Origin of the sequence: Sedimentibacter hydroxybenzoicus DSM 7310 (assembly GCF_013403245.1) — a bacterium.
Classification (GTDB): Bacteria; Bacillota; Clostridia; order Tissierellales; family Sedimentibacteraceae; genus Sedimentibacter; species Sedimentibacter hydroxybenzoicus.
Map to the genome: position 1 here is coordinate 1 of NZ_JACBNQ010000004.1, position 26,043 is coordinate 26,043.

Here is a 26,043-nt window from a genome sequence, read left to right on the forward strand (position 1 = left end):
TGATGATATCCCACAATGTGAATGACGCAATAAAGTTTTCAGACAGGATTATAATGCTGGACAGAGGAAGTGTAGTGTTGGATGTGAGAAACGGTCAGATAACGGAGAAGGAATTGATGGAGATATATAATTCGCGTAACTACAGCCCCTTTGCTGAAGCGGTATAACAGCAATGGATAGGCGATAGATTGACAATAGAATTGCAATAGAAAATAAAGGAGAGATTCTTCACTGACGTTAAGAATGACAAGGTTGGTGCTCTCAATATAGGGTTATTTATAGAAGGAGGTTATTATGAAATTAAAAAAATTAGCAGCGTCATTATTGTTGATACCAATTATTTTATCCGGATGTACACAAGGTGCATCGGGTACACCAGATACAGAAAAATTTACTATAGGTATTTCACAGTTGATAGAGCATCCTGCTTTGGATGCGTCAAGGCAGGGTTTTATAGATGAACTTAAAACTCAAGGTATAAATGCGGAATTCATTGATCAAAATGCACAAGGTGATCCAAACAATGCACTTATGATTGCACAGAAGTTTGTCAGAGATGATGTGGATTTAATATTTACAATTGCAACTTCAACTTCACAGGCAGCAAAGCAGGCAATTAGCGGAACAGATATACCATTGGTTTTTACGGCAGTAACCGATCCGGTATTTTCTCAGCTAGTCACTGATTTAAATGTTACGGATGAGAATATTACCGGGGTTGTAGATGCCGCACCTATAAAAGAAAATCTGGAGTTGTTTAAAGAATTAAAAGAGGACATAAAAACTATCGGTATAATTTACAACATAGGGGAATCAAATTCCGAAGTCCAGGTTGACCAGACAAAGGAAATAGCCGAGAGTATGGATCTGCAGATAGAAACGATAGGTATTGCATCTGCCAACGATATACCGCAGGCAATAGATACGATTTCTAAAAAGGTTGATGGACTGTATATAATTACCGACAATATGGTTGCTACATCCATGCCGCTTGTAGCTAAGCTTTCACAGGAAAAAGGGCTGCTGACGGTTTCGGCTGACGGTACTCATGTTACGGAAGGTATACTGATTTCAAAGGGTATCAGCTACTATGAAATAGGAAAGCAATCAGCCGTTATTGCGAAGCAAATATTGGCAGATAAAAAAAACATAGCAGAAATTCCCGTTCAATCATCACAAAACCTTGAGAAGAAGGTAAACGTAAAGGCTATGGAAAGCCTAGGCTTCACAAAGGATAATAAAGCATTTGAAGGAGCGGAGTTCATTGAACAATAGATAGGCGATGGATTGGATATTGATTAGCGATAGAATAGCAACGGATAAACAAGGTAAGAGATAATCTCCCCTTGTTTTTTGCTATAAGCATATATATAATTGATTTATAAATTAAAAAGGGAGTAAGCATTTATTTAGATTGCTAATCGATAGTATCATGAGAAACATAAAAATGATAATTCAATATGACGGTACCCGGTACAAGGGATGGCAGAAACAGAATGAAAATGTTAATACCATACAGGGAAGATTAGAGAATATTTTAAGCGGCATGACAGGCGGGGAAGTAACACTTATTGGATGCGGCAGAACTGATGCAGGCGTCCATGCGTTAAATTATACCGCTAATTTTCATACAAATTCAAAGATGAATGTTGAGGATATGTCAAAATATATAAATGATAAACTGCCTGAAGATATTGCTTTATTGTCATTGAAAAATGCAAGCGAAAGATTTCATGCAAGATATAATATATTATCAAAAACATATCTGTTCAGAATTAATAACAGTCAGGTGAAAAATGTATTTGACAGGAAATATGTACATAGAGTAAATGAAAAAATAGATCTGGATAAAATGAGGCAATGTGCACAGCAGCTGATAGGAACACATGATTTTCAAAGCTTTACCACATTAAAATCCAAAACTAAATCAACCGTCAGGACTATTAATTATATTGATATCGAAGAAAAGGGCAATATAATAGAAGTGGAAGTAAACGGGAATGGATTTCTATGGAACATGGTTAGAATTATAATAGGTACATTAATTGAAGCAGGTACGGGTAAGCTTGATATAGCTGATATAGAAAATATTATGGCAGCAAAAAAAAGAGCTGAAGCCGGTCCCATGGTACCGCCAAAAGCGCTGTTTTTAAAAGAGGTTGAATATTAGCATGAAAAGAAATGTTTTTATGAAGCTAAGTACAAGAATTAATATTTATATTATTTTGATTTTAGTGTTTTCATTGGGCAGCATGACAATACTGTCTTATTATCAAATGAAAGATATTCTTACCGCTCAGTTAAAAGACAAGCTGATGACTATTGCAACATATGCTTCGGAGGATTATAAGGTAAAGGAAGCATTTAAGCATAGCAGTAAGATACCTGAATTAAATGAACATATAGAAAAAATCAGAGAAGAAACAAAAGTAGATTTTATAGTTGTATTTGACATGGACAGCATTCGTCTCACTCATCCTGTGAAAGAAAACATCGGTCGGAAATTTGAAGGGGGAGATGAAACAAGAGCCCTCAAAGAAGCAGACAAATATATATCCCAGGCAAAGGGAACCTTAGGTATATCGTTAAGAGCCTTCGTACCGATTATTTATGAAGGCAGACAGTTAGGTGCAGTCTGTGTGGGAAGCACGGTAGTAGAAATAAGCAAGGAAATATTAATAAAAGCTCAACAATTTATACCGTTTATATTTATAGGTTTGTTTTTGGGCAGCTACTGTGCTGTTGTACTGGCAGCAAGCATAAAGGATGAATTGTTAGGGTTAGAACCAAGGGAAATCACCTTGCTCTTAAAAGAAAAAGAAGCTATACTTGATAATGTTAAGGAAGGAATAATAACCTTAAACGAAAACGGAGAGCTCATACAATACAACCGGGAGGCATCAAGAATTCTAGGCTTAACAGGCAATGATATTAACATTAATATTGATGAATTAGCTAAAATAAATAAAATAATACCGGATTTAAAAGATCTTGAAATAAACAATGATTTTGAGGTTAATGTCAGACCCGGTGTAACTATTTTATGTAAATATAATATTTTGAAAAATGATAAAAAGCAGACAATAGGACACGTAATTAATTTCAGGGATTTATCCGAAGTAAAAAAGATGTCCGAGGAATTAACCGGAATAAAAAAAATGGCATGGTCATTGAGGGCACAAAATCATGAGTTTATGAACAAATTGCACACAATATCCGGGTTGATACAGTTAGAAGAATATGATGAAGCAATAAAGTATATTTCTAAAACAGCAAAAAGCGGAAACGATATAACAAGTTTAATAACAGGCAGAATTAAAAATTTGAATATTGCTGCTTTGATTTTGGCAAAGTATTATAAAGCGGAAGAATTAAGGATTAAATTTGAAATAGATAAAAATTCCGGTTTAACTATACTTCCTGATTTAATAAGCAGTGATGATGTAGGTTCTGTCATCGGTAATTTAATTGAGAATGCCTTAGAGGCTGTTAATGTTGATGGCACAGGAAAAGTATATTTTAAAATATTTCAGAATGAAAAGGTCCTTATCATTGAGGTAAAAGACAATGGACCCGGAATTTCGGAGGATATAAAGTCCAAAATATTTGACCGGAATTTCAGTACTAAATCAGAACATCACGGGTACGGTATGTATATTGTAAAGAATATAATAGAAGATGCCAACGGAAAAATTACCTTGTCTTTAGATAATGAAACGGCATGGCATATAGAAATTCCTATGAAAAGTGGTGATAATATATGATACATGTTATGATTTTAGAGGATGATCCCATGGTCAGAGAAATCAATTCAAGGTTTTTAGGAAAATTGTCGGATTTTAAGTTGGCTAAGGCGGTTCCAAGCATAAAGGAAGCACAAGAATTTTTGTTTAAGAGCAGGGTGGATTTGATTTTGTTAGATATATATCTGCCTAAGGAAAACGGAATAGATTTCTTGAAGTGGTTAAGAAAAGAAGAATTTGAAACAGACGTTATTTTAATCACTGCAGATAAAACGAGCAACATGATACAGGAAGCTTTTCGCTACGGAGCAGTTGATTATCTTATTAAACCGTTCACATTCAATAGATTTAAAGAGGCATTGGATAATTATAAGGAAAGATATTACGGTATAAAAAAGCTTGACACAATTGAGCAAAATGAGTTGGACAAATATATAATAAAAAATACTTTGAATAATGAATACGACAATTCTGATAATGATTTGGAAAAAGGAATAAATAAGTATACCTATAAGATAATATGGAAGGAAGTCGAAAAATTAGTCGATGAATATAAAACAGCAGAAGAAATTTCTGAAAAATCGGGAGTAGCCAGAGTTACAGTACGCAAATATCTTGAATTCATGCTTAAGGAAGGTAAGGTTGATAAGATAATTGAATATGGTAAGGTTGGGAGACCTCAACACAAATATAAAAACCTAACATAGCTATCAGATTGATGACTTTGTCATCAATCTGACCTAACATAGTTAGGTTTTTTTGTTGCATACTTTGATAAAAATACGACAAACTATTCTTAATGACCAAAACTATTTTAAACTTACATAATATTTACATTAATATTATGTAATGCTAATATGCAGTTATACACGAAAAAATATTATAGAAGGAAGGAAAACGATTTGAATTATTTTGAAGAAAGTTTAAAATTGCATGAAAAAAGCAAGGGTAAAATTGAAGTAATTTCTAAAATTAAGGTAGAAACAAGGGAAGATTTAAGCTTGGCATATACGCCCGGAGTTGCTGAGCCATGCAGAAAGATTCATCAGAATGAAGACGACGTATACAAGTATACATCAAAAGGCAATATTGTTGCTGTAGTAACGGACGGAACGGCAGTTCTCGGTTTGGGGGATATCGGTCCAAAAGCCGCATTGCCGGTTATGGAGGGAAAATCCATACTGTTCAAGGAATTCGCCGATGTTGATGCATTTCCGATATGCATAGATTCAAAAAACGTTGATGACATAGTTAAGACCGTAAAGCTGATTGCTCCGGGGCTTGGAGGAATAAATCTGGAGGACATAGGAGCTCCCAGATGTTTTGAGATAGAAGAAAGGCTGAAGAAAGAGCTTGATATTCCGGTATTCCATGACGATCAGCATGGGACTGCCATTGTAGTATTGGCGGGATTAATAAATGCGTTAAAAATAGTAAACAAAAAAATAGAAGATATAAAGATAATTATTAACGGAGCAGGTGCTGCAGGAACAGCAATTGCTAATTTATTAACTGCTGCAGGGGCTAAAAATATAATAGCTTGTGACAGGTCAGGTGCTTTATATGCAGGTATGTCAAGTGCGAATGAAGCAAAGAGCGAATTGGCTAGGGTAACAAATCCTAATGGAGAAAAAGGCTCTTTAGCAGACGTTATGAATAATGCTGATGTATTTATCGGAGTATCTTCTGCCGATGTTGTTAAGGCTGAAATGGTTAAATCAATGGCTAAGGATGCTATTATTTTAGCAATGGCTAATCCTACTCCTGAAATTATGCCTGACATTGCAATATCTGCGGGAGCAAGAGTTGTAGGAACAGGGCGTTCGGATTTTCCAAATCAAATAAATAATGTATTGGTTTTCCCGGGAGTATTCAGAGGAGCGCTGAATGTAAGGGCTAAAGAAATCAACCTTGATATGAAGATAGCAGCTGCTTATGCTATAGCAAACTACATTGATGATGATGAATTAAATGAAAACAACATAATTCCGAGTGCTTTGGATAAGGGTGTAGCAAGTGCGGTTGCCCAAGCAATAGAAGCAGCAGCCAGAAAATCAGGTGTGGCAAGATTATAATATTAATTTTTTATTAAATAATATAATTAAATTATAAATAACTTGGAGGATAGAAAATGAAAGAATTAAAAATAATGGGATTAACCTTACCGGTTTATTTCGCATTACTTGCAGTAATAATTGTTGCAATTTTTTTAAATGTTTTGCCCGGAGGTATGATTGGTGCCTTTGCTTTCATGATGATAGTTGGTGCATTGCTTGATGTAGTAGGTAATAATACACCAATTGTAAAAACTTTCTTTGGCGGCGGACCGATAGTTATTATATTTGGTTCAGCAGCACTTGTATATTTTAATATATTGCCTGAAGTAGTTACAAAGAACGTAGATACCTTTATGAAAGGAGGAGGCTTCCTTGACTTTTATATAGCAGCGCTTATTACGGGTTCTATACTAGGTATGAACAAGAAGCTTCTTATTAAGGCAGCCATAAGATATTTCCCGTGTATACTGGGAGGTCTTTTAGTAGCTATGGGTTTGGTATCTATAGGAGGATTAGCGTTTGGCTATACACCGGCAGAAGCAATCGCATATATAGGTATTCCTATAATGGGAGGCGGAATGGGAGCAGGTGCTGTTCCGATAGCTGATGTGTTTTCTAAAGGGTTAGGACTTCCGACAGAACAAATTCTATCAAGATTGGTTCCGGCAGTTGCTTTAGGAAATGCTATTGCAATTGTATTCGGAGGAATTTTAGACAGGGTAGGTAAAAAGTACCCTAAGTTAAGCGGAAACGGCAAGCTGATGGAAATAGGTCAGGATGAACTTAAAGAAAAAGTTGATAATGAACCTTTTGCATTGAGTGATTTTGGTATAGGCATAGCAATTGCTACAACATTCTTTACATTTGGAAATATTGTGGCATTCGTTATGAAAAATTATGTAGGTATAGATATTCACTCATATGCATGGATGATAATATCTGTTGCTATTGCAAAAGCTATCAATATTTTACCGACTAAATATGAAAAATCATGTGCTAAATGGTACCAATTTGTTGCATCAAATTGGACACCTGCATTATTGATGGGTATAGGTATTGCATATACCGATTTAGGTCAAGTAATTTCTGCATTTACACCTTCATACTTGATACTGTGCTTCCTGGTTGTTTTAGGAGCAGTTCTAGGTACTGCTTTAGTAGGAAAATTAGTTGGTTTTTATCCTATAGAAGCGGCTATAACTGCGGGCCTTTGCATGGCTAACATGGGTGGTACAGGTGATGTTGCAGTTTTGACCGCAGCAAACAGAATGGAATTAATGCCGTTTGCTCAAATTTCTTCAAGGCTGGGAGGAGCATTTATTATCTTCTTCGCTTCGATCATCGTACCTATATTTTTCGGTTAGCGTCGTATATAAGTCGTATATAAGTCGCTTATGCTGGAAGTGAAAATAAGTCTTAGCTCACCCTAAAGGTGAGCTAAGACTGCTGAAAAAGTCCCCCTGCATCGTTGCCGTTCATCCGGTCAATCCTCACGTATGTCTAATACGCTGCGGTTGCCCGTCTTCCGGCGCCTTGCAGGATGAACTTTTTCAACAGCCTATCATCTTGATGACTTTGTCATCAATCTGAGCTCACCCTAAAGGTGAGCTTTGCTATAAGTAAAGGAGAAAATTATGCATGCTATTGAGAAAATACTTGCTAAAAACAGTGGTAAAAAATCAGTGAGAACCGGCGAAATAGTAATGGCAAAGGTTGATTTTGCACAGGTTAATGATTTGTACCTTCAGACAATATATTCGTTCAGAGAAATGAACGGCAAAAAGGTTTGGGATAAGGACAGGGCGGCATTTGTCTTTGACCATTACGCACCTGCTCCTACAATAAAGTCCGCACAAATTCATAAGGAAATGAGGGAATTTGCCGGAGAAAATGAATTAACGTATCACTTTGATGTCAATGCCGGAGTGTGTCACCAGGTATTGACTGAAGCCGGATTAATTTACCCGGGAGCAATTATAGTTGCCACCGACTCTCATACAACAACCCACGGAGCCCTTGGCGCAATGGGAACCGGTGTCGGTGCCACTGATATGGCGACAATATTGATATCCGGAGAATTATGGTTCAGGGTTCCTGAAATAATTGAAATACGTATAGAAGGTACTCCTCATCCGGGTATTATGCCAAAGGATGTAATTCTGTATATAATGGGACAGATGAGAGCAGACGGTGCGGTATATAAAGCTATTGACTTTACAGGAAGCTATATCGATAATTTAGGAGTTTCGGAAAGAATGGTATTGTGTAACATGGCTGTTGAAATGGGAGCCAAGACCGCATATATGCAGCCGAACGAAAAAGTTCTGAAATATGCTGAACAAAGAGCTGTGAGGCCGTTTGAGGTGCAATATACGGATGAGGATTTCCAATATAGTGAAAGCTATCATTTCGATGTAACAAATCTGTCGGTACAGGTTGCGGTGCCCCACAGCGTCGATAATGTATTTCCTTTAAATGATACCGAGAAGGTAAAAATAGACCAGGGTTTTATCGGAACCTGTACAGGCGGAAGGTTAGATGATCTAAAAGCCGGAGCAGATATTATAAGAGGCAAGAAGATAAATAAGGATGTAAGGCTGCTTATTATACCTGCTTCAGCAGAGGTTATGCAGGAAGCAATCGTTAAGGGATATATACAGGATTTTATCAATGCGGGCGCAACAATCTCAACTCCGGGATGTGGACCGTGCTTAAGTGCTCATGAGGGAGTTCTGGCACCGGGAGAGGTGTGTGTAACAGCTTCGAATCGTAATTTCCCGGGACGTATGGGAAGCAACAAATCAAAGATATACCTGGCATCGCCTGCTACAGTGGCAGCTTCGGCACTGACAGGGTATTTGACAAATCCATGTGATTTATAATAGTTGAGTGATGGTATTGAAGGAGATGTATATGGAAACAATTATAAAAGGAAAAGTTATAGTATTAGATAACAACATTGATACGGACCAAATTTATCCCGGCAGATTTTTAGAGATTGTTAATCCGCAGGAAATAGGGACTCATTGTTTGTCCGGCGTAGATGAAAATATAGCTAAGAATTTCAAGAAAGGCGACATAGTTGTGGCAGGAACAAATTTCGGCTGCGGTTCAAGCAGGGAGCACGCACCGATTGCACTTCTCAATATGGGAGCGAGCCTGGTGCTTGCAGATTCATTTGCCCGTATCTTTTTCCGCAATTCTATTAACTTAGGGTTGCCTTTATTGGTATGCAAGGGTATAAGCAGGGTTTTGTCCGACGGTGATGAAATAGAGGTCGATATTGTTGAAGGAACCGTAAAAATTCTAAAAACAGGGGAAATATTGCAGGCAGATAAAATAGGTGAATATGCAATGAGCATTCTTGAAGCAGGTGGTATAAAACCATTATTTAGAGAAAGAATGAAAGGATAAAAGGAGTGATGCTAAATGGAAATTAAAAATAAGGCTGCAGCAGGAACCTTGGAATCAAGCGATATTTATGTCGTTGTGGAGCCTAACGAAAATGGCATTGATTTGCATCTTGAATCAATAGTTTACAATCAATTTAACGAAGAAATTGAAAAAGCCGTAAGAGATGTATTAAATGATTTTAACGTTGAAAATATAAAAATACAATTGAAGGACAGAGGGGCTGTTGAATGCGCAATACGAGCAAGAGTTGAAACAGCCTTAAAAAGAGCAGGAGGGGTGAATAGTTAATGAGAAGAAGTATGCTTTTTATGCCCGGAAACTCGGCAGGAATGCTGTTAAACGCTGATGCACTGGGAGCCGACAGTATAATTTTGGATTTGGAAGATGCCGTTTCGCCGGCAGAAAAGGATTCAGCCCGAATTTTAGTAAGAAATGCACTAAAGCACCTTAATTACAGCAATTGTGAGATAATTGTCAGAATTAATTCAATTGATTCTGAATTCTGGAAAAGCGACCTGCAGGAGATTATTCCATTGAGACCTCACATGATTATGCCTCCGAAAATTAATTCTGCAGGAGATGTTCAAATCATTGCTGAGTACATGAAAGAGATAGAAGAAAAACATAACATCGATAAACCTACATATATCATTCCTTTGATTGAAACGGCTCTTGGAGTTGAAAATGCATTTGAAATAGCAAAGTCCTCTGACAGAGTGAAAGCAATTTTTTTAGGGGCAGAAGATTTAACAGCAGATTTAAGATGCAAGAGAACAAAAAATGGTGATGAAATTTTCTACAGCAGAGGAAGAATGGTGACAGCTGCAAGAGCTGCAGGCATAGACGTTTATGACACGCCTTTTACGGATGTAGAGGATGAAGAAGGCTTAAGAGAGGATGCTTTATTTGCCAAATCTCTCGGCTTCACAGGTAAAGCTTGTATATCACCAAGGCACGTTATGACTATAAATGAAGTATTCAGTCCTACAATCGAAGAAGTAGAATATGCAAGAGAGGTTATGGACATAATCAGAGTTGCCGAAGAACAGGGCAAGGGTGCAATTTCCCTTCATGGAAAAATGATTGACGCACCGATTGTTGCAAGAGCAAGACAGACGTTGGAAATGGCTGAAGCTTTAGGAGGAGGTGTGTATAATGAGTAAGGTTGTAAATACCTTAAAGGAAGTAATTAAGCTTTGCGGTTTAAAGGAAGGAATGAGGGTATCATTTCATCATCACTTAAGAAATGGGGACCATGTAATCAACATGGTTTTAGATGAAATTGCCGATATGGGATACAAGGATATTACGGTTAACGCAAGCTCTGTTTTTGACATCCATGCTCCCATAGTAAATCATATCAGAAACAATGTTGTTACAGCACTCGAGGTTAATTATATGGGTGCGGTTGTAGGAAGGGAAATTTCGAAAGGAATAATGAATAAGCCGGTTGATTTCAGGAGTCACGGAGGAAGACCCAGCGATATAGAATCAGGAAAAACCCCCATAGACATTGCTTTCATAGCTGCACCTACTTCGGATAACATGGGTAATTGCACAGGAAAGTACGGAGCATCCGCATGCGGTTCATTAGGTTATGCATTTGCCGATGCTATGTATGCTAAAAAAGTGGTTGTAATAACCGATAACTTAGTTGACTATCCTTTGTACGATTTTTCTATATCTGAAACGTATGTGGATTATGTAGTATCTGTTGATAAAATAGGAGACCCCACAGGAATTGTTTCGGGAACAACAAAAATTACGAGAGACCCCGTTGGCTTGATGATGGCATCTTATGCCACAAAAGTCATACAGCATTCAGGTCTGTTACAAAATGGTTTTTCATTTCAGACGGGTGCAGGAGGTGCTTCCTTAGCAGTTGCAAAATACTTGAAAGAATTAATGCTTAAGGAAAATATTAGAGGAAGCTTTGGCATGGGAGGTATAACAGGATACCTGGTTGATATGCTTGAAGCCGGATGTTTTGAAACACTTATGGATGTTCAATGCTTTGATTTGAAAGCTGTGGAATCTATAAGGGAAAACAAAAGACACAGAGAGGTGACGGCATCTCACTATGCAAGCCCCACAGTCAAAAGTGCCATAGTTAATAATTTAGACGTTGTTATTTTAGGTGCTACCCAAATAGATACAAATTTCAATGTAAATGTGCATACGGATTCTAACGGATACATTATGGGCGGTTCCGGAGGACATAGTGATACAGCGGCAGGAGCTAAGCTTACAATGATTGTTGCACCTCTGACACGGGCAAGATTATCATTAATAACAGACAGAGTTCTTTGCATTTCTACTCCAGGAAAAACAGTGGATGTATTGGTTACACAAAGAGGTATCGCAGTTAATCCGCTCCGTGACGATTTAATTGCACGATTAAAGGAAGCAAAACTTCCTATAATAGATATTAATGAATTAAAAAATATAGCCGAAAAAATTACCGGAATACCAAATGATGTTAAATTAGGCGATAAGGTAGTGGGTAATGTTATATATCGTGACGGTACCGTAATAGATAAAATAAGAAGTGTGGTTGTTTAGATGTAAGGGGAACCTTTAAAGGAAAGGGGACACACCTCTGAGAAGAGAAAGCCTTTGGAGCGGGCTCAGAGGAATGTCCCCGGAGTATTTCAGAATTGAAGTTAAAGGGTGATTAAATGAGCTATGAAGTTTTTTATGAAGAATACGGCTACCCGATGAAAGGAAAAAAACTGGAGAAATTAATTGAATTTCTTAATGAGGAACAGTTGACATATGATGAAGGCATAGAATTTACCGTTAATCTTGTTGATTCAAGGGGAAAAATTGCTGCAACCGGGTCATTAGAAGGAAAGATATTGAAATGTATAGCCGTATCGTGTTCCTTTCAAGGCGAAGGCTTAGCCGCAAAAATAGTAACGATATTGATTTCTCATGCAATATCAAAGGGACACAGCCATTTGTTTTTATTTACAAAGCCGGACAATATAAATATTTTCATTGATTTAGGTTTTTATGTTATTGCAGAAACTGAAGATGCTGTCTTAATGGAAAATGTAAAGAACGGTATTTTAGATTATGCTAATTCTCTGAAACCCCAATGTGCGTATGAAGATACAGGAGCAATAGTCTTAAATTGCAACCCCTTTACCAACGGACATCTTTATTTGATAGAAACGGCGTCAAAGCAATGCGAATTTCTGCATTTGTTCGTAGTATCTGAGGATAAGAGCATATTTCCTTCAGATATAAGGTATGAGCTGGTTAATAAGGGAGTCAGTCACTTAAATAATGTGGTCGTGCATCCAACTTCGGATTATCTGATTTCAACAGCCACATTTCCGACATATTTTATAAAGGACAAGTTCAAGGCAGGCAATATAAATTGTTTATTGGATTTAAAAATATTTTGCGAATATTTTGCGGGGATTTTAAATATTAAGAAGCGTTTTGTAGGAACAGAGCCTTTCGACAAAGTGACAGCAGAATATAATCTGGAAATGAAGAAAGTTTTGAATGAATACGATATAGATGTTATTGAAATTAACCGACTTGAAGCAAATGATGCGGCAATCAGCGCATCATTGGTGAGAAAACTTTTAGTTGAAGGTGACTATGAAAAAATTAAAAGCATGGTGCCTGAGATAACCTATGATTTTTTAATATCAGATGAAGGAAATAAGATTAAAGAAAAGCTAAGGAGTTAACAATTTGAATGATTTAAATGTGGAAGTCACTTTAAGTGATATGCTTGATGCAAGAGAAAAAAGAGTTGCTGTGCAAAGAGAAATAATTGAGAGATATAAGGTAACTCTTATATCATTTACGCTCAATATTCCGGGAAATATAAAGGTATTTCCATTAAGCCTGAAAGCACATGATGAAGCGGTTAAACTGATTACAAAGGCTTTGAACAGACAGGGCATATCTATTATTTATCAGACTTCCAATAGCGCAAAGACGGGATGCGAAAGCTATTTTGTCGTTAAAGAGCAGCCGATAACAGTTAAAAGATTGATGATGGACATAGAAAATTCATGCGCATTAGGAAGAATTTTTGATATTGATGTAATAGACGGTGAAGGAAATAAAATTTCAAGAAGTGATTTAAATATTACTGAAAGAAGCTGCTTATTATGTGATGATATCGGACATGTGTGTTCAAGAAGCAGAAAGCATTCCCTGGAGGAACTGCAAAAAAAGGTTATTGAAATAATGGAGAATTATTTTGAAAAACAATTTGCCGATAATTGTGCTGCATGTGCCGGTCGTGCTCTTTTATATGAGGTGTGCATCACACCCAAGCCGGGTCTTGTGGACAGAAATAATAACGGCTCTCACAAGGATATGGATATTTACACCTTTATTGACAGTGCAACCGCTTTAATTCCATACTTCAGGGATATAGTATTATCGGGAATTAAGTTCCACAGTGAAAAGCCTAAAGCAGTATTTGAAAGAATCAGATACCTGGGAATTCTGGCTGAGGATCGTATGTTTACGGCAACAAACAATATTAATACTCATAAAGGTCTGATTTTTTCATTAGGAATTATATGTGCTTCGGCAGGGTATTTATATAAAAATGAAGAAGCTGTTAATACTGATAATATTCTTAAAACTTCAAGAGAAATGACATTGGAAATAAATAATGACTTTAACGGAAAGACGAAAGAAAGTGCCAGAACATTCGGTGAAAAGCTGTATGCGACCTACGGTATAACAGGCATCAGAGGTGAAGCAGCAAGCGGATTTGCATCGGTTAAAAATTATGGTCTTCCCATATTAAAGGAATTAATTGAAAAAGGTTATTCCTTAAACCATGCATGCTCATTGACTTTGCTGAATTTAATTGCAAATGTAAAGGACACAAATATAATTGCACGCTCAAGCATAGAAATACTAAGGGAAGTGCAGCTTCAGACAAATAATTTAATCAATGAAAGAGGAATTGAAAATATAAGCATCGGTGAAATAATGGATTTAGACAATCAGTTTATTGGAAAGAATTTAAGTCCCGGAGGATGCGCTGATTTATTGGCAATAACCTTAATGCTGTATTTTCTGGAAAATTAAAAGAGATGATCCTGTATGTTTGGAGAATCATCTCTTTATATAAGAATAATACTCTGCTATGAGTCTAACAAGCTGCCATCTGTTGAGATAACCTTGTATCCCCATGGTATTAGCTTACCCGAATTAATAATTGCTTTTTTTACGGCATTTACTATGCCTGAACAGCAAGGAACTTCCATTCTTAATACTGTTAAGCTTTTAACATCGTTATGCTTCAATATTTCCGTTAATTTTTCGGAATAATCCGCATCATCCAGCTTAGGACATCCGATTAAGGTTATTTTACCCCTCATGAAATCATTATGAATATTCGCATATGCATATGCTGTGCAATCAGCGGCAACAAGTATGTGTGATCCATTGAAATACTGAGCCATAGGAGAAACCAATTTAAGTTGTACCGGCCATTGTCTTAATTCGCTGTTCAATACGATTTCTTCCTTTACTTCGACTTTTTTGTGCACAATTTCCTTCGCACGTTGTCCCGGACAGCCAAAGCTATGAGCTTCTTTATTCTGCTTTCTTTCTTCCATTCTTCTTTCTACCAATTCCTTGTCAAATTCCTCTGCTTCTCTTTCGATTATCTCTATTGCATCAACGGGACAATTCGGGAGGCAATCTCCAAGTCCGTCGCAATATACATCAGAAAGAAGAACCGCTTTTCCGTTTATAATTTCCAATGCACCTTCATGACAGGCATTAACGCACAGCCCGCATCCGTTACATCTATCTTCGTGTATCTTAACGATTTTTCTTTTCATTTTTTCCCCTTTCAAAATAGCACTTTACTTTTGAAAAAAATTATAATAAAATTAAAACAGATTGTATGTAACAAATGTTACGCAGTATCATTGATATGAATGTACCGATAATGTACATTTCTTGTCATTCCGAGTAGTATGCACAGAAAACATATCGATAATTTTTGTTATGAGGTAGGTATGGGAAATATAATAGATTTAATAAAAGAAAATATGCTGTTTGCAAATATGACTATTGATGAAATAAAAATGGTTCTGAATTGCAGTAAAGCAGTAGTTTTGGATTTTCATGACAACCAGGTGATTTTTGAAAAAGATGATAAAATAAAAAAGATGGGGATAGTTATAGAAGGTCAGCTTAATTTAGTATCTCAAAAGTATAACGGTACGAGGGTTATAGTAACAACCTTGGAGAAAAATGATTTATTCGGTGAAGCATTAGCATTTTCCACTCTTCAGGAGTCACCCTATGACTTGGTGAGCTCAGGTAACAGCAAGGCGTTAATTATTCCCCACAGTATATTTTTTACAATGTGCAGGGAAAACTGTGATTTTCATAAAACACTTATAGGCAACATGCTTGCGATATTGTCGGATAAAATTGTAATGCTTAACAATAAAATGAATATTTTAAATGCTGAAACCCTAAAGGGCCGAATTTCGGTGTACTTGTTATCACTTCACAAAAAAACAAATTCAATTATTTTTGACATGCCCATGAAAAGACAAGAATTAGCCGAATTTTTAAACGTTAAAAGACCTTCCCTTTCAAGAGAATTGTCAAACATGCAGCAAGAAGGAATTATAGATGTATACCGCTCCACTGTAAAAATAAAAAATATTGAAAGACTGAAAGAATTGGCTGATTAATGGTACAATAATTTAAAGAAGTATGTTACAATTTTAATAACATATTTTTGAAATTATGTACAAGCTATGCAAGATGTAAATTTCATGCGATACATGCTTGATTTAATAAGAAAGAGAGACAAAAATGAAAGAAAAGATAAATACGATATTATTTGACTTAGACGGTACACTGCTTCCGATTTATCAGGATGAATTTATTAAGAGCTACTTCAGCCGTCTTGCGGCAAGGATTCTTCCCATGGGCTTTGAGAAGGATGCCTTTGTTAAGGCAATTATGGCAGGGATGGAGGCTATGATCGACAATGATGGGACGAGAACAAATGCTGAGGCTTTTTGGGAAATATTCGAAAGATTGCTTAATGTAGACAGAGAGCAATTGATGGATATGTTTTTAGATTTTTATAAAAATGAATTCGACGAAGTGAAAGAAATTGTGACTGAAAGAATAAGTCGAAGAGAGATGATAGACAATCTGAGGGAGAGAGGATACACTCTGGTTCTGGCCACAAATCCCATGTTTCCCATAGAAGCTGTTGCCACAAGACTTGCATGGATTCAACTGTCACCGGAGGACTTTTCTCTTGTTACGACATTTGATAACTGTAGATATTGTAAGCCAAGTGTGGAATATTTTCAGGATATTTTATCAAAGCTTAACAAGAAGGCCGAGGAGTGCATCATGATTGGGAACAATACACTTGAGGACATGATTTGCGAAAAAATAGGTATAAAAGCCGGATTGGTGACTAACAATCTTGAAAATAAAAACAATTACGATATAAACCAATTCGCTCACGGAACCATCGAAGAAGTGCTGAAAGCACTCCTATAAAAGACAAAGAGGACGGTTCTTGCTGACTGCGCTGACCGGTCCTCTCTCTGTACTGTTCACGCTGATTTTGCTATAAAATGGACGTGTGCTTTTTAGAATTTTGTATTCCAAATTTGTGCAAAGATATCTTTTAATACCAAAAAGGATTCTTCGTCACTATACCCATACTCCTGTTTCAAATGAGCAAGCATTCCTTGTAGTTTTGTGACATATGCATCAATCTTTACTTCCTGCTGATATGTTGTCAAAATCGGGTATTTTTTGCCCCACATTTTTATCCAATCAACTTTCTTTCGAGTTTCTTCGCTTGTCTTTTCGATAGCTTCTTCAATTTCTTTTACTTCAATGTCGAAGTTAACTAACTCGTCCAAAGTAATATGATACAGCGTAGACAATTCCTTTGACTGGCGTATATCCGGAAGCGTTTCATCAAGCTCCCATTTAGAAATAGTTTGTCTGCTTACACCAAGTTTTTCCGCAACTTCTTCCTGCGATAAGCTGCTTTTTTTACGGGCACTAAATAAACTGTTTCCTAAACTCATAGTTACTGCCTCCTCCGCTTATTTGAATGTAAATCAAGTATAAGTGTTATATGGGCAAAAATCTACCAACGTAATTTTACATTTATGCCCGTTTTCTTAACACCGCAGTCGTTTTGGGGACGGTCCTTTTTGGATTATTTCCACCTTGTTATATCGCATTTACAATTTCATTGAAGGCAGCCAGTATTACATTGCCCATCTCGTTTGCTTTATTTATGCATCCTTTCGCAAATCCTGTTTTTGCGAAAAGATAGAATTCTTTCGCGTGGAGCTATCTCCAAAAGGGGTTTCTTTTTTATTATAACCAAAGATATTAAATACTTTAAAAATATGTCAAGGATTAAATTATGTCGATTGTTGTCTTTGTCAAAAAAATTTTAAAGATGCAAATTGTGATATCATTTAATATTGAAGGAAAACCCATTATATGATACAATAAAAAATAAAAATCATTGTTTTTTAGCTTAGGGGAGCGTTTATGAGTATAAAGTTTATACATACATCGGATATACATTTGGATAAGAAATTTGATATAAAAAATTTCAGCTTGAAAGAGAGTGAAAAAAGAAGACAAGAAATATGGGATACCTTCGATGAAATAATTAAGACGGCAAAAAAAGAAGAAATCCGATACCTTTTTATTGCAGGTGATTTAACTGAAATTGAATATATTAATTTTAATACATTGATTAAAGTGGCTCAGAAATTTAAAGCCATACCCGATACGAGAGTAGTAATAGCGTGCGGTAAAAGCGACCCTTACAATATAAACAGCCTTTATGAATATATAGAATGGCCGCAAAATGTATATGTTGTTAAGAATACGGATTATGTTGAAAAATTGAATTTTCCTGATGACAACCTATGCGTACATGCAATGAGCTGGGATAATGGAATTGGAAACAATAAAGCACAGGCAATTTATGATATTTCTGTTGATGACAGCAAAATAAATGTATTGCTTTTATACTGCGATATTAATTCAGAATCAGACAAGCTGCCTGTTAATGTAGATTTAATAAAAAATAAATTTGATTATTGCGCCTTAGGCAGCAGGCATAATTTTGAAAAAATACAAAGACATATAGTATATTCAGGTACTCCCGAGCCGCTTGATTTTAAAGAAGGCAATGAACATGGTATCATTATCGGAGCATTGGGTAAAAAATACGTGGAATATACGTTTTTGAATTTGGCAAAAAGAAAATTCATAACCCGCAATATAGATTTAGAAATAAGCTACAGCTTTAATAAAATTCTTGACCTTATCAAATTCTCAGGAGATACCTTCTCCAATATCAAGGATTATGTAAGGATTAATTTAAACGGTAAAGTAAATACGGATGTGTCCATGGAAGAAATTGAAAATGAAGCAAAGCAATTTTTTTACTATATTGAATTTGAAGAAAATTATTCGTATATGAATTCAGAGGATAAAGTTTACGACCACAATGATTTCAACATAATTGAAAGCTACAAGCTCCAATTTGAAAACAATCAGGACAAACTTGAACAACAGGCATTTAAACTAGGTCTTGAAGTTCTCCGTAAAGAAAAGGTGGTAAAATAATATGTATATCAGCAAATTACATTTGAGAAGCTTCGGCAAATTCATACATAAAAAAATATACTTTGACAATAAACTCAATATAGTTTACGGAGAAAACGAAGCCGGAAAAAGTACCGTGCATAATTTTATGGAAGCAATGCTTTACGGATTTGATGACACGGAAGACGGAGAGCTTAGGTTTAATAAATATAAGCCATGGAACAGTAATCTGTACAAAGGTACTCTAAGCTTAAAAGACGCAAATGATGAAAGATATCTGATATCAAAGGATTTCTTGCTGGGAACATCTCAGGCTTTCTTCAATTTATCTCAAGAACATGAGGCAAGAGAAGAGGAAATATTAAATCCGGGCGAGCACTTTTTTAATATGAACAAAATTTCTTTCAGCAATACGGTAAGCGTTAAGCAGCTTGGAAATAAAACCGAAAAAGAGCTTGCGAAGGAGCTTAAAAATAAAATTGTAAACCTTAGCAGGACTCGCGATGAATCAATTTCAATAGACAGAATATTTCAAAGATTAAACAGCATAAAGGAAGAAGCCGGAAACGAAAATGACGGCAAATCCCTTTTAGGGCAATATTCCTTACGCCTTAAAGAGTTGAATGAGACAAGGGAAAATTCTGTAAATGCAAAAAGACAAGTAATGTTTTTAGCAATGGAAAAGAAAAAAGTTAAGAATAAAATACATGAAATAAACGTAAGAATAGATGAGTTGAAAAAAGAGCTGTCGGATTACGAATATTCTAAAGAAAAAGAAATATTATTGAAAGCAGAACCGATTAAAAAGGAATTAGAGGAGCTTAACAATAAACTCTTAAATTATAAGAAAGAAGTTATTATTGAATATTCAGAGAGTGATTTTAAAGGGGCCGTAGATATCGAAAATACTCTAAAATCGATGTATAAGCAAATCAGAATACTTTCTGATGAAGCAGAAGAAAAAGAGGATGACCTTTTCGGTTCAACAAATGATATAAGCAACAAAATAGGCAGCGAATTTGATATTGACAGGATAAATTCCGATTACAGCATATATAAAGAAAACAATGCAAAAATTAATGAACTGAAAGATAAAATAGCTGCAGGGCAAGAAAATATCAAGAATACAGACATAATTGAAATAAATAAATTTATTGACAGCTATACCGATGTAGAAGATATAAACAGAAAGACGGAAGCGGTAAATATTTTCTTGGATGATAAAAATTATAATAAAATGAAGAGCTTCAAAAGAACTCAAGTTTTAAGTGCTTTTTTATGGGTAATGATAGGTGGCGTAGCAACCCTTGGAGCATGGTGGTATAAATTATTGATTACTGATTATATAAACAGATATTATCAGGGTCCTTGGACAGAAAATATAATAGCCGGCTCCATAACCGCTTTAACAAGCATTGTGATTTTAGCAATAATAAAGCCTCTTTTAACAAAAGCAAAGAGTGCGAAAAATGAAATTGAAAGTATGGAGTGCGAGTTTGCGGACCACACAATCAATTTAAGAAACCTGAACAATTCAAAGGATGAAATAATAAAAGAATCAGGTTGTGAAAGCTTTGATGAAATGGCGGAAAAGTTCAACAAAATGATGAATGAAAAAAAGATGTATGAAGAAAAATCAAAGCTTATTCATTATGATGAAAGTTCCCTGGATGCTTTAATAAATGAAAACGATAAAATAATAAATAATTTGCGCAATAGTATGCTATCTCTGAATTTGGACAGAATTAGCGATGAAAATATCAATGCGGCAAACGAAGCATACATGAGAAAAGATGCGGTTAAGGAGCAGATTTACAAATTAAATAAGGACATTGAGCTGTTAAAAAATGAAATCTCTAAATTAGACAAGGAAATAAGCTTTGAAGAAAAAAGATTAAATATGATCCTGAAGAGCAACGGTTTCGATGATCTGGACAGCTTTAAGAGGTCGGTTGAAATAAATAAAGAATACACAGAGCTTACCAATAACATAAATTACAAAAAAAATATGCTTCAAAATATTTTAGGAGAATATAATTTTGACGAATTGACTCAAAGATTAAGCAAATTCAAGCTTTATGATGTTAAGCCTGTGGATAAGCAGGAATACAGCTTAAAAATTTATAAGTTGAACGAAGAAAAAGCAAGGTTGACGGAAAACATAAATAATATTTTAAAAGAAATCCAGGAAATAGAAGACAGTACAAGAACATTGGCTGAAATAGAAGAAGAAATAGATTTTTATGAAAATAAAACTTTTGCATTCAAAAATAAAATAAAGGTTGCTGAAATTACATCAGAGAAAATCAGAAAAATATCTGATTCTATAAAAGGTGATTTTATGCCGCTTCTGAAAAAATCAATAAGCGACAATTTTTCATATCTTACAAGCGGAAGGTACAGCGACGTTATAATAGATGAGGACATGAATATTACGGTTGCGGAAGAAGCCAACAAGCAACGAAATATTGAATTGGAAAGCTTAAGCGGAGGTACGTTAGATCAGCTTTATTTGTCTTTAAGGATAGGGCTTGGCAGCATACTGAGCGGAAATCAAAATATACCGTTAATTTTCGATGACAGCTTTGTACAGTATGATGGTAAAAGGTTAAGAAATTCATTGGAAATGCTGTCAAAGGAAAGTGAAAGAAGGCAGATTATATTATTTACCTGCCAGGAAAGGGAAGCGGAGCTTGCTAAAAGCTTAAACATTAAATTTAATTACATCAAATTATAAGCTGTTTTCAACAGCCCATTGGATTAACATATAAGAAGGAAGACTTATGAAAATATTTGCTATAGCCGATTTGCATTTTGACAGTCAAAAAGAGAAACCTATGAATGTATTCGGAGACAATTGGATAAACCATGAAGAAAAAATAATAGAAAATTGGAAAAAAGTCGTAGGTGAGGACGACCTGGTTTTAATTCCCGGAGATATTTCATGGGCTGTTAAGCTTAATGAGGCGATTGAGGATTTGCTTAGAATCGACGAACTTCCCGGTATTAAAATTATAGGAAAGGGAAATCATGACTATTGGTGGTCAACATCCAGCAAATTAGATAAGCTTAATCTGAAGACAATCAAGTTCTTGAAAAATAACAGCTATGAGTTTGATGGCGTATCTGTGTGCGGAACAAGAGGATGGGATACCATGGAGGAGCATGCGGATGCTAAATCAAATGAAAAAATTTATTTGAGAGAATTGAACAGGCTGAAAATTTCTCTTGAATGTGCCGGGAAAAAAGGCGGCAAAATAATAGTGATGCTTCACTATCCTCCCTTTAACTCTATAGGATTACCTAATGAATTTTTTCAGATGTTGAAGGAGTTTCAAGCGGACATTTGTATATACGGACACCTTCATGGTGAAGACGGACATAAAAATGTTAAAGAAGGCTTGATTGACCAGGTACAGGTTCATTGTGTTTCAAGCGATTATATGGATTTTAAGCCGAAGAGGATACAGTGAGAAAATTGTATATGAAATATGAACATTATGTGCAGTTGGCTCTTGACACAGAAACAGTAATAAAGTATCATATTTTTAAGGGAAACGTTTTTCATACTAAGGATGGTGATATTATTGGCTAAAATGGATGCATTAGTAAAGAAATACAAGGAGCCCGGATTGTGGCTTGAACAAGTGGATGTACCCGTTCCCCAGGAGGGAGAAGTTTTAATCAAAATTCGAAAAACCTCCATATGCGGTACCGATGTACATATTTACGACTGGAATAAATGGGCTCAAGAAACCATTCCTGTTCCTATGACCATCGGACACGAATTTGTGGGGGAGATTGTGGAGTTGGGAAAAGGCGTTAAGGATTTGCATATAGGAGACTTAGTATCGGGTGAAGGACACATAGTATGCGGAAAATGCAGAAATTGTCTTGCCGGAAGAAGACATCTATGCAAAGACACTAAAGGTGTCGGTGTAAACAGAACAGGTATATTTTCCGAATATGTGGCACTTCCTGTTTCAAACATCTGGCTTTGCGACAAGTCATTGCCGGAAGAGCTATACAGTATTTTTGACCCGTATGGAAATGCAGCGCACACAGCACTGTCTTTTGATGTTCTGGGAGAAGATGTCCTTATAACGGGAGCAGGCCCCATAGGTATTATGGCAGCGGCAATTGCCGAATTTTCAGGAGCAAGGTATGTAGTTATTACCGATATTAATGATTACAGATTAGAGCTTGCAAAAAAAATAGGTAATTTTAGAACAGTAAACACAAAACGGGAATCCTTAAAGGAAGTAATGAATGAATTAGGAATGAAAGAAGGCTTTGACGTAGGCATGGAAATGTCCGGCAATGGTATTGCTTTTAACGACATGATTAATCACATGTCTCACGGCGGCAAAATTGCAATGTTGGGTATACAGGATCCAGATACCCGAATCGATTGGAACAAGGTGGTTTTTAACGGTCTGTTTATCAAAGGAATATACGGAAGAGAAATGTTTGAAACATGGTATAAAATGCAGGCGATGATACAAGCAGGTCTCGATATCACACCGGTTATAACCCACAGATATCACTATACTGAATTTGAAAATGGATTTGAGGCAATGATAAGCGGAAAATCCGGGAAAGTAATATTGGATTGGACTACCAGGAAATAGGAGGTTAAAATGTACGAAAATTCTAAACATATTTATGAAGATATATTAGAGGAAATCAAGGAAAGCGGCCTTTGGAAAAATGAGAGAATAATTACTACTCCCCAAGGAAGCAGGATTAATACAACCATGGTTAACGGTGTACTGAATATGTGCGCTAATAACTACTTAGGCTTATCAGATAATGCAGATGTTATAGAAGCTGCTAAAAAAGCTTATAACATGTGGGGATACGGTCTTTCATCCGTTAGATTTATCTGCGGAACCCAAGAAATTCATAAGCAGCTTGAACAAAAGCTGAGTGAATTTTTGCATACGGAGGATACTATTTTATATTCATCGGCATTTGATGCAAATGGCGGCTTGTTTGAGACTATTACAACCGAAAATGATGCAATCATAAGCGATGAATTAAATCATGCAAGCATCATCGACGGTGTAAGATTGGCCAAGGCAAAAAAATACAGATATAAAAATAATGATATGGACGCATTGGAGGAACAGTTAATTTTAGCTGATAAAGAAGGCGCAAGAATTAAAATAATCGCAACAGACGGCGTATTTTCCATGGATGGTATAATTGCAAATTTAGAAGGTATCTGTGATCTGGCTGATAAATATAATGCGCTTGTTATGGTTGATGACAGTCATGCTGTTGGTTTTGTCGGAAAGACGGGCAGAGGAACACACGAATACAGAAACGTAATGGACAGAGTCGATATAATCACAGGAACATTAGGCAAGGCGTTAGGCGGTGCAAGCGGCGGCTATACAAGCGGAAGAAAAGAAATAATAGATTTATTGAGACAGCGTTCAAGGCCTTATCTGTTCTCAAACACATTGGCTCCGGCTATAGCGGGTGCTTCAATTAAGGTACTTGAAATGCTTGAAGGAAGTACAAAATACAGAGACAAATTAGAAGAAAATACAAAATACTTCAGAGAAGAAATTAAGAAAATAGGTCTTACCATTATAGAAAGCGAGCATCCTATAGTACCTATTATGCTTGGTGATGCTGTATTATCGCAAAAAATGGCAGAAAAGCTTTTGGAAAAAGGTGTATACGTAATCGGATTCTATTTCCCTGTAGTTCCAAAGGGAAAAGCCAGAATAAGAACCCAGATATCAGCGGCTCATTCAAGAGAAGATTTAGAGTTTGCAATTAATGCCTTCAAAGAAGTGAAAGAGGAATTAGGGCTATAATTGCCCGGGCAATATTTTGTAGAAAAATGTTTTTTGTTTTTTTCTTGCAATAAATTGTTACAAGGGTTATACTATCTGAAACAATTTAGTTGATAGGAGGACAACATGGATATAAAATTTTCTGACAGAGCAAACGGATTGAAAGCATCAGCAATTAGAGAGCTTTTAAAGCTTACTGAAATGCCGGAGGTTATATCTTTTGCAGGCGGACTCCCGGCACCGGAATTATTTCCTGTTGAGAAGGTTAAGGAAATTTTTTCGGAGGTTATGGAGAAGGAAGGAACATCTGCATTGCAGTATGGTCCTACAGAAGGATACAGACCCCTTAGAGAGATAGTGGCTAAACAAAGAATGTCAACCGCACAAATGGATTTAACTGCCGATGATATTCTTATAACTACAGGATCACAACAAGGTCTTGAGTTTTCCGCTAAATTATTCCTGAATAAGGGTGATGTAGTAATATGTGAAAGTCCCAGTTATCTCGGCGCAATCAATGCATTTGCTGCATATGAGCCGAAATTTATTGAAGTAGAAATGGATGACGAAGGAATAATTATTTCTGAATTAGAGAAGGCGTTAAAGGAAAATCCCAATGCTAAAATGATTTATACCATTCCTGATTTTCAGAATCCGACAGGAAAAACAATGCCTGACGACAGAAGAAAAAGGATAGCTGAACTGGCGGCAGAATATAAAATACCTGTAATTGAGGATAATCCGTACGGTGAATTGATTTTCGAAGGTACTGTACACCCGGCAATAAAAAGCTACGATAAAGAAGGATGGGTTGTATTTTTAGGTACTTTTTCTAAGATTTTTGCACCCGGAATGAGACTTGGATGGGTTTGTGCATCACCTAAAATACTGGATAAGTACATAATTATCAAGCAAGGTGCGGATCTTCAGTCAAGTTCTTTAGATCAAAGGATTGCAGCAGCATTTATGCAGAAATATGATCTTAATGATCATATATTGAAAATAAGAGAAGTATACGGTAAGCGCAGAAATTTAATGCTTGAATGCATGGATAAATATTTCCCTGCCGAAGTGAAACATACAAATCCGTATGGAGGACTTTTTGCTTGGGTTGAATTGAGAGATGATTTGGATGCAGCTAAAATAATGGAAGAATGTATAAAAGAAAATGTTGCTTATGTACCCGGCGAACCTTTCTTTCCAACAAGCGGCAGAAAAAATTTCTTCAGAGTAAACTATTCTTGTATGCCTGATGATAAGATAATTGAAGGTGTAAAGAGAATCGGAAAAGTCTTGAATAAGTATTACGAAAAATAATCTCGGATTAGTCATCCTGCCTGAGATTCCTCGCTGACGCTCGGAATGACAGTACCTGAAATATATTTTTAT

The 26,043-nt window shown here is 36.0% G+C and carries 24 protein-coding genes; 22 read left to right on the plus strand and 2 right to left on the minus strand.

Translation table 11 applies throughout. From position 1 onward, the window contains the following. Positions 1–294 precede the first annotated feature (294 nt). The 13 genes from HZF24_RS05825 (at position 295) to citG (ending at position 14,290) form a co-directional block, all read left to right on the plus strand. Positions 295–1,275, plus strand: coding sequence for an ABC transporter substrate-binding protein (locus tag HZF24_RS05825; RefSeq protein WP_179237355.1), 981 nt, complete (start codon positions 295–297; stop codon positions 1,273–1,275). Between the two features lie 157 nt (positions 1,276–1,432). Beyond that, positions 1,433–2,170: a tRNA pseudouridine(38-40) synthase TruA gene (gene truA / locus HZF24_RS05830; RefSeq protein WP_179237356.1), complete on the plus strand. Its 738-nt coding sequence runs from the start codon at positions 1,433–1,435 to the stop codon at positions 2,168–2,170. 1 nt (position 2,171) lies between these two features. Beyond that, positions 2,172–3,764: an ATP-binding protein gene (locus HZF24_RS05835; RefSeq protein WP_246345970.1), complete on the plus strand. Its 1,593-nt coding sequence runs from the start codon at positions 2,172–2,174 to the stop codon at positions 3,762–3,764. Next, positions 3,761–4,450, plus strand: coding sequence for a response regulator (locus tag HZF24_RS05840; RefSeq protein ID WP_179237357.1), 690 nt, complete (start codon positions 3,761–3,763; stop codon positions 4,448–4,450). The genes HZF24_RS05835 and HZF24_RS05840 overlap by 4 nt, the downstream gene beginning before the upstream one ends. Positions 4,451–4,645: 195 nt before the next feature. Next, positions 4,646–5,818 carry an NAD(P)-dependent malic enzyme gene (locus HZF24_RS05845; protein WP_179237358.1) on the plus strand — a complete coding sequence of 391 codons (1,173 nt, stop codon included), beginning with the start codon at positions 4,646–4,648 and terminating at the stop codon, positions 5,816–5,818. A gap of 56 nt (positions 5,819–5,874) precedes the next feature. Continuing rightward, on the plus strand, positions 5,875–7,164 hold the full coding sequence (locus HZF24_RS05850; RefSeq protein WP_179237359.1) for a 2-hydroxycarboxylate transporter family protein: 1,290 nt from the start codon (positions 5,875–5,877) through the stop codon (positions 7,162–7,164). 270 nt (positions 7,165–7,434) lie between these two features. Continuing rightward, positions 7,435–8,682 carry a 3-isopropylmalate dehydratase large subunit gene (locus HZF24_RS05855; RefSeq protein WP_179237360.1) on the plus strand — a complete coding sequence of 416 codons (1,248 nt, stop codon included), beginning with the start codon at positions 7,435–7,437 and terminating at the stop codon, positions 8,680–8,682. A 31-nt stretch (positions 8,683–8,713) separates the two neighbouring features. After that, positions 8,714–9,214: a LeuD/DmdB family oxidoreductase small subunit gene (locus HZF24_RS05860; RefSeq protein WP_179237361.1), complete on the plus strand. Its 501-nt coding sequence runs from the start codon at positions 8,714–8,716 to the stop codon at positions 9,212–9,214. A gap of 15 nt (positions 9,215–9,229) precedes the next feature. After that, complete coding sequence (citD, locus tag HZF24_RS05865; RefSeq protein ID WP_179237362.1) at positions 9,230–9,502, plus strand: citrate lyase acyl carrier protein; 273 nt, start codon at positions 9,230–9,232, stop codon at positions 9,500–9,502. Then, positions 9,502–10,377 carry an HpcH/HpaI aldolase/citrate lyase family protein gene (locus HZF24_RS05870; RefSeq protein ID WP_179237363.1) on the plus strand — a complete coding sequence of 292 codons (876 nt, stop codon included), beginning with the start codon at positions 9,502–9,504 and terminating at the stop codon, positions 10,375–10,377. Before citD ends, HZF24_RS05870 begins: the two co-directional genes overlap by 1 nt. Then, positions 10,370–11,776, plus strand: coding sequence for a citrate lyase subunit alpha (gene citF, locus HZF24_RS05875; protein ID WP_179237364.1), 1,407 nt, complete (start codon positions 10,370–10,372; stop codon positions 11,774–11,776). Before HZF24_RS05870 ends, citF begins: the two co-directional genes overlap by 8 nt. A 116-nt stretch (positions 11,777–11,892) precedes the next feature. Beyond that, on the plus strand, positions 11,893–12,921 hold the full coding sequence (gene citC / locus HZF24_RS05880; RefSeq protein ID WP_179237365.1) for a [citrate (pro-3S)-lyase] ligase: 1,029 nt from the start codon (positions 11,893–11,895) through the stop codon (positions 12,919–12,921). Between the two features lie 4 nt (positions 12,922–12,925). Beyond that, a complete protein-coding gene (gene citG, locus HZF24_RS05885) occupies positions 12,926–14,290 on the plus strand; it encodes a triphosphoribosyl-dephospho-CoA synthase CitG (protein WP_179237366.1) in 1,365 nt (454 codons plus the stop codon). 56 nt (positions 14,291–14,346) lie between these two features. Here the strand turns inward: citG and HZF24_RS05890 are convergent, their stop codons facing one another. Beyond that, positions 14,347–15,051, minus strand: a complete 705-nt coding sequence (locus HZF24_RS05890) for an ATP-binding protein (protein WP_179237367.1) — start codon at positions 15,049–15,051, stop codon at positions 14,347–14,349. A 180-nt stretch (positions 15,052–15,231) separates the two neighbouring features. Here HZF24_RS05890 and HZF24_RS05895 point away from each other — a divergent pair, with 180 nt between their 5' ends. Beyond that, positions 15,232–15,921: a Crp/Fnr family transcriptional regulator gene (locus tag HZF24_RS05895; RefSeq protein ID WP_179237368.1), complete on the plus strand. Its 690-nt coding sequence runs from the start codon at positions 15,232–15,234 to the stop codon at positions 15,919–15,921. A 124-nt stretch (positions 15,922–16,045) separates the two neighbouring features. Beyond that, positions 16,046–16,753 (plus strand): HAD family hydrolase, encoded by a 708-nt coding sequence (locus HZF24_RS05900; protein ID WP_179237369.1) that lies wholly within the window; start codon positions 16,046–16,048, stop codon positions 16,751–16,753. Positions 16,754–16,845: 92 nt separating this feature from the next. Here the strand turns inward: HZF24_RS05900 and HZF24_RS05905 are convergent, their stop codons facing one another. After that, a complete protein-coding gene (locus HZF24_RS05905) occupies positions 16,846–17,295 on the minus strand; it encodes a helix-turn-helix domain-containing protein (protein WP_179237370.1) in 450 nt (149 codons plus the stop codon). 478 nt (positions 17,296–17,773) lie between these two features. On the opposite strand from HZF24_RS05905, the gene HZF24_RS05910 reads away from it, so the two are divergent. The 7 genes from HZF24_RS05910 (at position 17,774) to HZF24_RS05935 (ending at position 25,971) form a co-directional block, all read left to right on the plus strand. Beyond that, the gene (locus HZF24_RS05910; protein WP_179237371.1) at positions 17,774–18,865 is read left to right on the plus strand and encodes a metallophosphoesterase family protein; all 1,092 of its coding nucleotides are present in this window, start codon (positions 17,774–17,776) and stop codon (positions 18,863–18,865) included. 1 nt (position 18,866) lies between these two features. Then, on the plus strand, positions 18,867–21,581 hold the full coding sequence (locus HZF24_RS05915; RefSeq protein ID WP_179237372.1) for an ATP-binding protein: 2,715 nt from the start codon (positions 18,867–18,869) through the stop codon (positions 21,579–21,581). Positions 21,582–21,627: 46 nt separating this feature from the next. Continuing rightward, positions 21,628–22,317 carry a metallophosphoesterase gene (locus HZF24_RS05920; RefSeq protein WP_179237373.1) on the plus strand — a complete coding sequence of 230 codons (690 nt, stop codon included), beginning with the start codon at positions 21,628–21,630 and terminating at the stop codon, positions 22,315–22,317. Then, on the plus strand, positions 22,314–22,439 hold the full coding sequence (locus tag HZF24_RS19200) for a hypothetical protein (protein ID WP_281372256.1): 126 nt from the start codon (positions 22,314–22,316) through the stop codon (positions 22,437–22,439). The genes HZF24_RS05920 and HZF24_RS19200 overlap by 4 nt, the downstream gene beginning before the upstream one ends. A 1-nt stretch (position 22,440) precedes the next feature. Continuing rightward, positions 22,441–23,475 carry an L-threonine 3-dehydrogenase gene (gene tdh, locus HZF24_RS05925; RefSeq protein ID WP_179237374.1) on the plus strand — a complete coding sequence of 345 codons (1,035 nt, stop codon included), beginning with the start codon at positions 22,441–22,443 and terminating at the stop codon, positions 23,473–23,475. A 9-nt stretch (positions 23,476–23,484) separates the two neighbouring features. After that, positions 23,485–24,675, plus strand: a complete 1,191-nt coding sequence (locus HZF24_RS05930) for a glycine C-acetyltransferase (protein WP_179237375.1) — start codon at positions 23,485–23,487, stop codon at positions 24,673–24,675. A gap of 105 nt (positions 24,676–24,780) precedes the next feature. Beyond that, complete coding sequence (locus HZF24_RS05935; protein WP_179237376.1) at positions 24,781–25,971, plus strand: aminotransferase-like domain-containing protein; 1,191 nt, start codon at positions 24,781–24,783, stop codon at positions 25,969–25,971. Positions 25,972–26,043 lie beyond the last annotated feature (72 nt).

Coding starts and splice junctions, on each gene's coding strand:
- HZF24_RS05915 (WP_179237372.1), top strand. CDS start 18,867: ATGTATATCAGCAAATTACATTTGAGAAGCTTCGGCAAATTCATACAT.
- truA (WP_179237356.1), top strand. CDS start 1,433: ATGAGAAACATAAAAATGATAATTCAATATGACGGTACCCGGTACAAG.
- HZF24_RS05890 (WP_179237367.1), bottom strand. CDS start 15,051: ATGAAAAGAAAAATCGTTAAGATACACGAAGATAGATGTAACGGATGC.
- HZF24_RS05910 (WP_179237371.1), top strand. CDS start 17,774: ATGAGTATAAAGTTTATACATACATCGGATATACATTTGGATAAGAAA.
- citC (WP_179237365.1), top strand. CDS start 11,893: ATGAGCTATGAAGTTTTTTATGAAGAATACGGCTACCCGATGAAAGGA.
- HZF24_RS05930 (WP_179237375.1), top strand. CDS start 23,485: ATGTACGAAAATTCTAAACATATTTATGAAGATATATTAGAGGAAATC.
- HZF24_RS05870 (WP_179237363.1), top strand. CDS start 9,502: ATGAGAAGAAGTATGCTTTTTATGCCCGGAAACTCGGCAGGAATGCTG.
- HZF24_RS05860 (WP_179237361.1), top strand. CDS start 8,714: ATGGAAACAATTATAAAAGGAAAAGTTATAGTATTAGATAACAACATT.
- HZF24_RS05850 (WP_179237359.1), top strand. CDS start 5,875: ATGAAAGAATTAAAAATAATGGGATTAACCTTACCGGTTTATTTCGCA.
- HZF24_RS05900 (WP_179237369.1), top strand. CDS start 16,046: ATGAAAGAAAAGATAAATACGATATTATTTGACTTAGACGGTACACTG.
- HZF24_RS05835 (WP_246345970.1), top strand. CDS start 2,172: ATGAAAAGAAATGTTTTTATGAAGCTAAGTACAAGAATTAATATTTAT.
- HZF24_RS05855 (WP_179237360.1), top strand. CDS start 7,435: ATGCATGCTATTGAGAAAATACTTGCTAAAAACAGTGGTAAAAAATCA.
- HZF24_RS05920 (WP_179237373.1), top strand. CDS start 21,628: ATGAAAATATTTGCTATAGCCGATTTGCATTTTGACAGTCAAAAAGAG.
- tdh (WP_179237374.1), top strand. CDS start 22,441: ATGGATGCATTAGTAAAGAAATACAAGGAGCCCGGATTGTGGCTTGAA.
- citF (WP_179237364.1), top strand. CDS start 10,370: ATGAGTAAGGTTGTAAATACCTTAAAGGAAGTAATTAAGCTTTGCGGT.
- HZF24_RS05840 (WP_179237357.1), top strand. CDS start 3,761: ATGATACATGTTATGATTTTAGAGGATGATCCCATGGTCAGAGAAATC.
- citD (WP_179237362.1), top strand. CDS start 9,230: ATGGAAATTAAAAATAAGGCTGCAGCAGGAACCTTGGAATCAAGCGAT.
- HZF24_RS05905 (WP_179237370.1), bottom strand. CDS start 17,295: ATGAGTTTAGGAAACAGTTTATTTAGTGCCCGTAAAAAAAGCAGCTTA.
- HZF24_RS05895 (WP_179237368.1), top strand. CDS start 15,232: ATGGGAAATATAATAGATTTAATAAAAGAAAATATGCTGTTTGCAAAT.
- HZF24_RS05825 (WP_179237355.1), top strand. CDS start 295: ATGAAATTAAAAAAATTAGCAGCGTCATTATTGTTGATACCAATTATT.
- HZF24_RS05935 (WP_179237376.1), top strand. CDS start 24,781: ATGGATATAAAATTTTCTGACAGAGCAAACGGATTGAAAGCATCAGCA.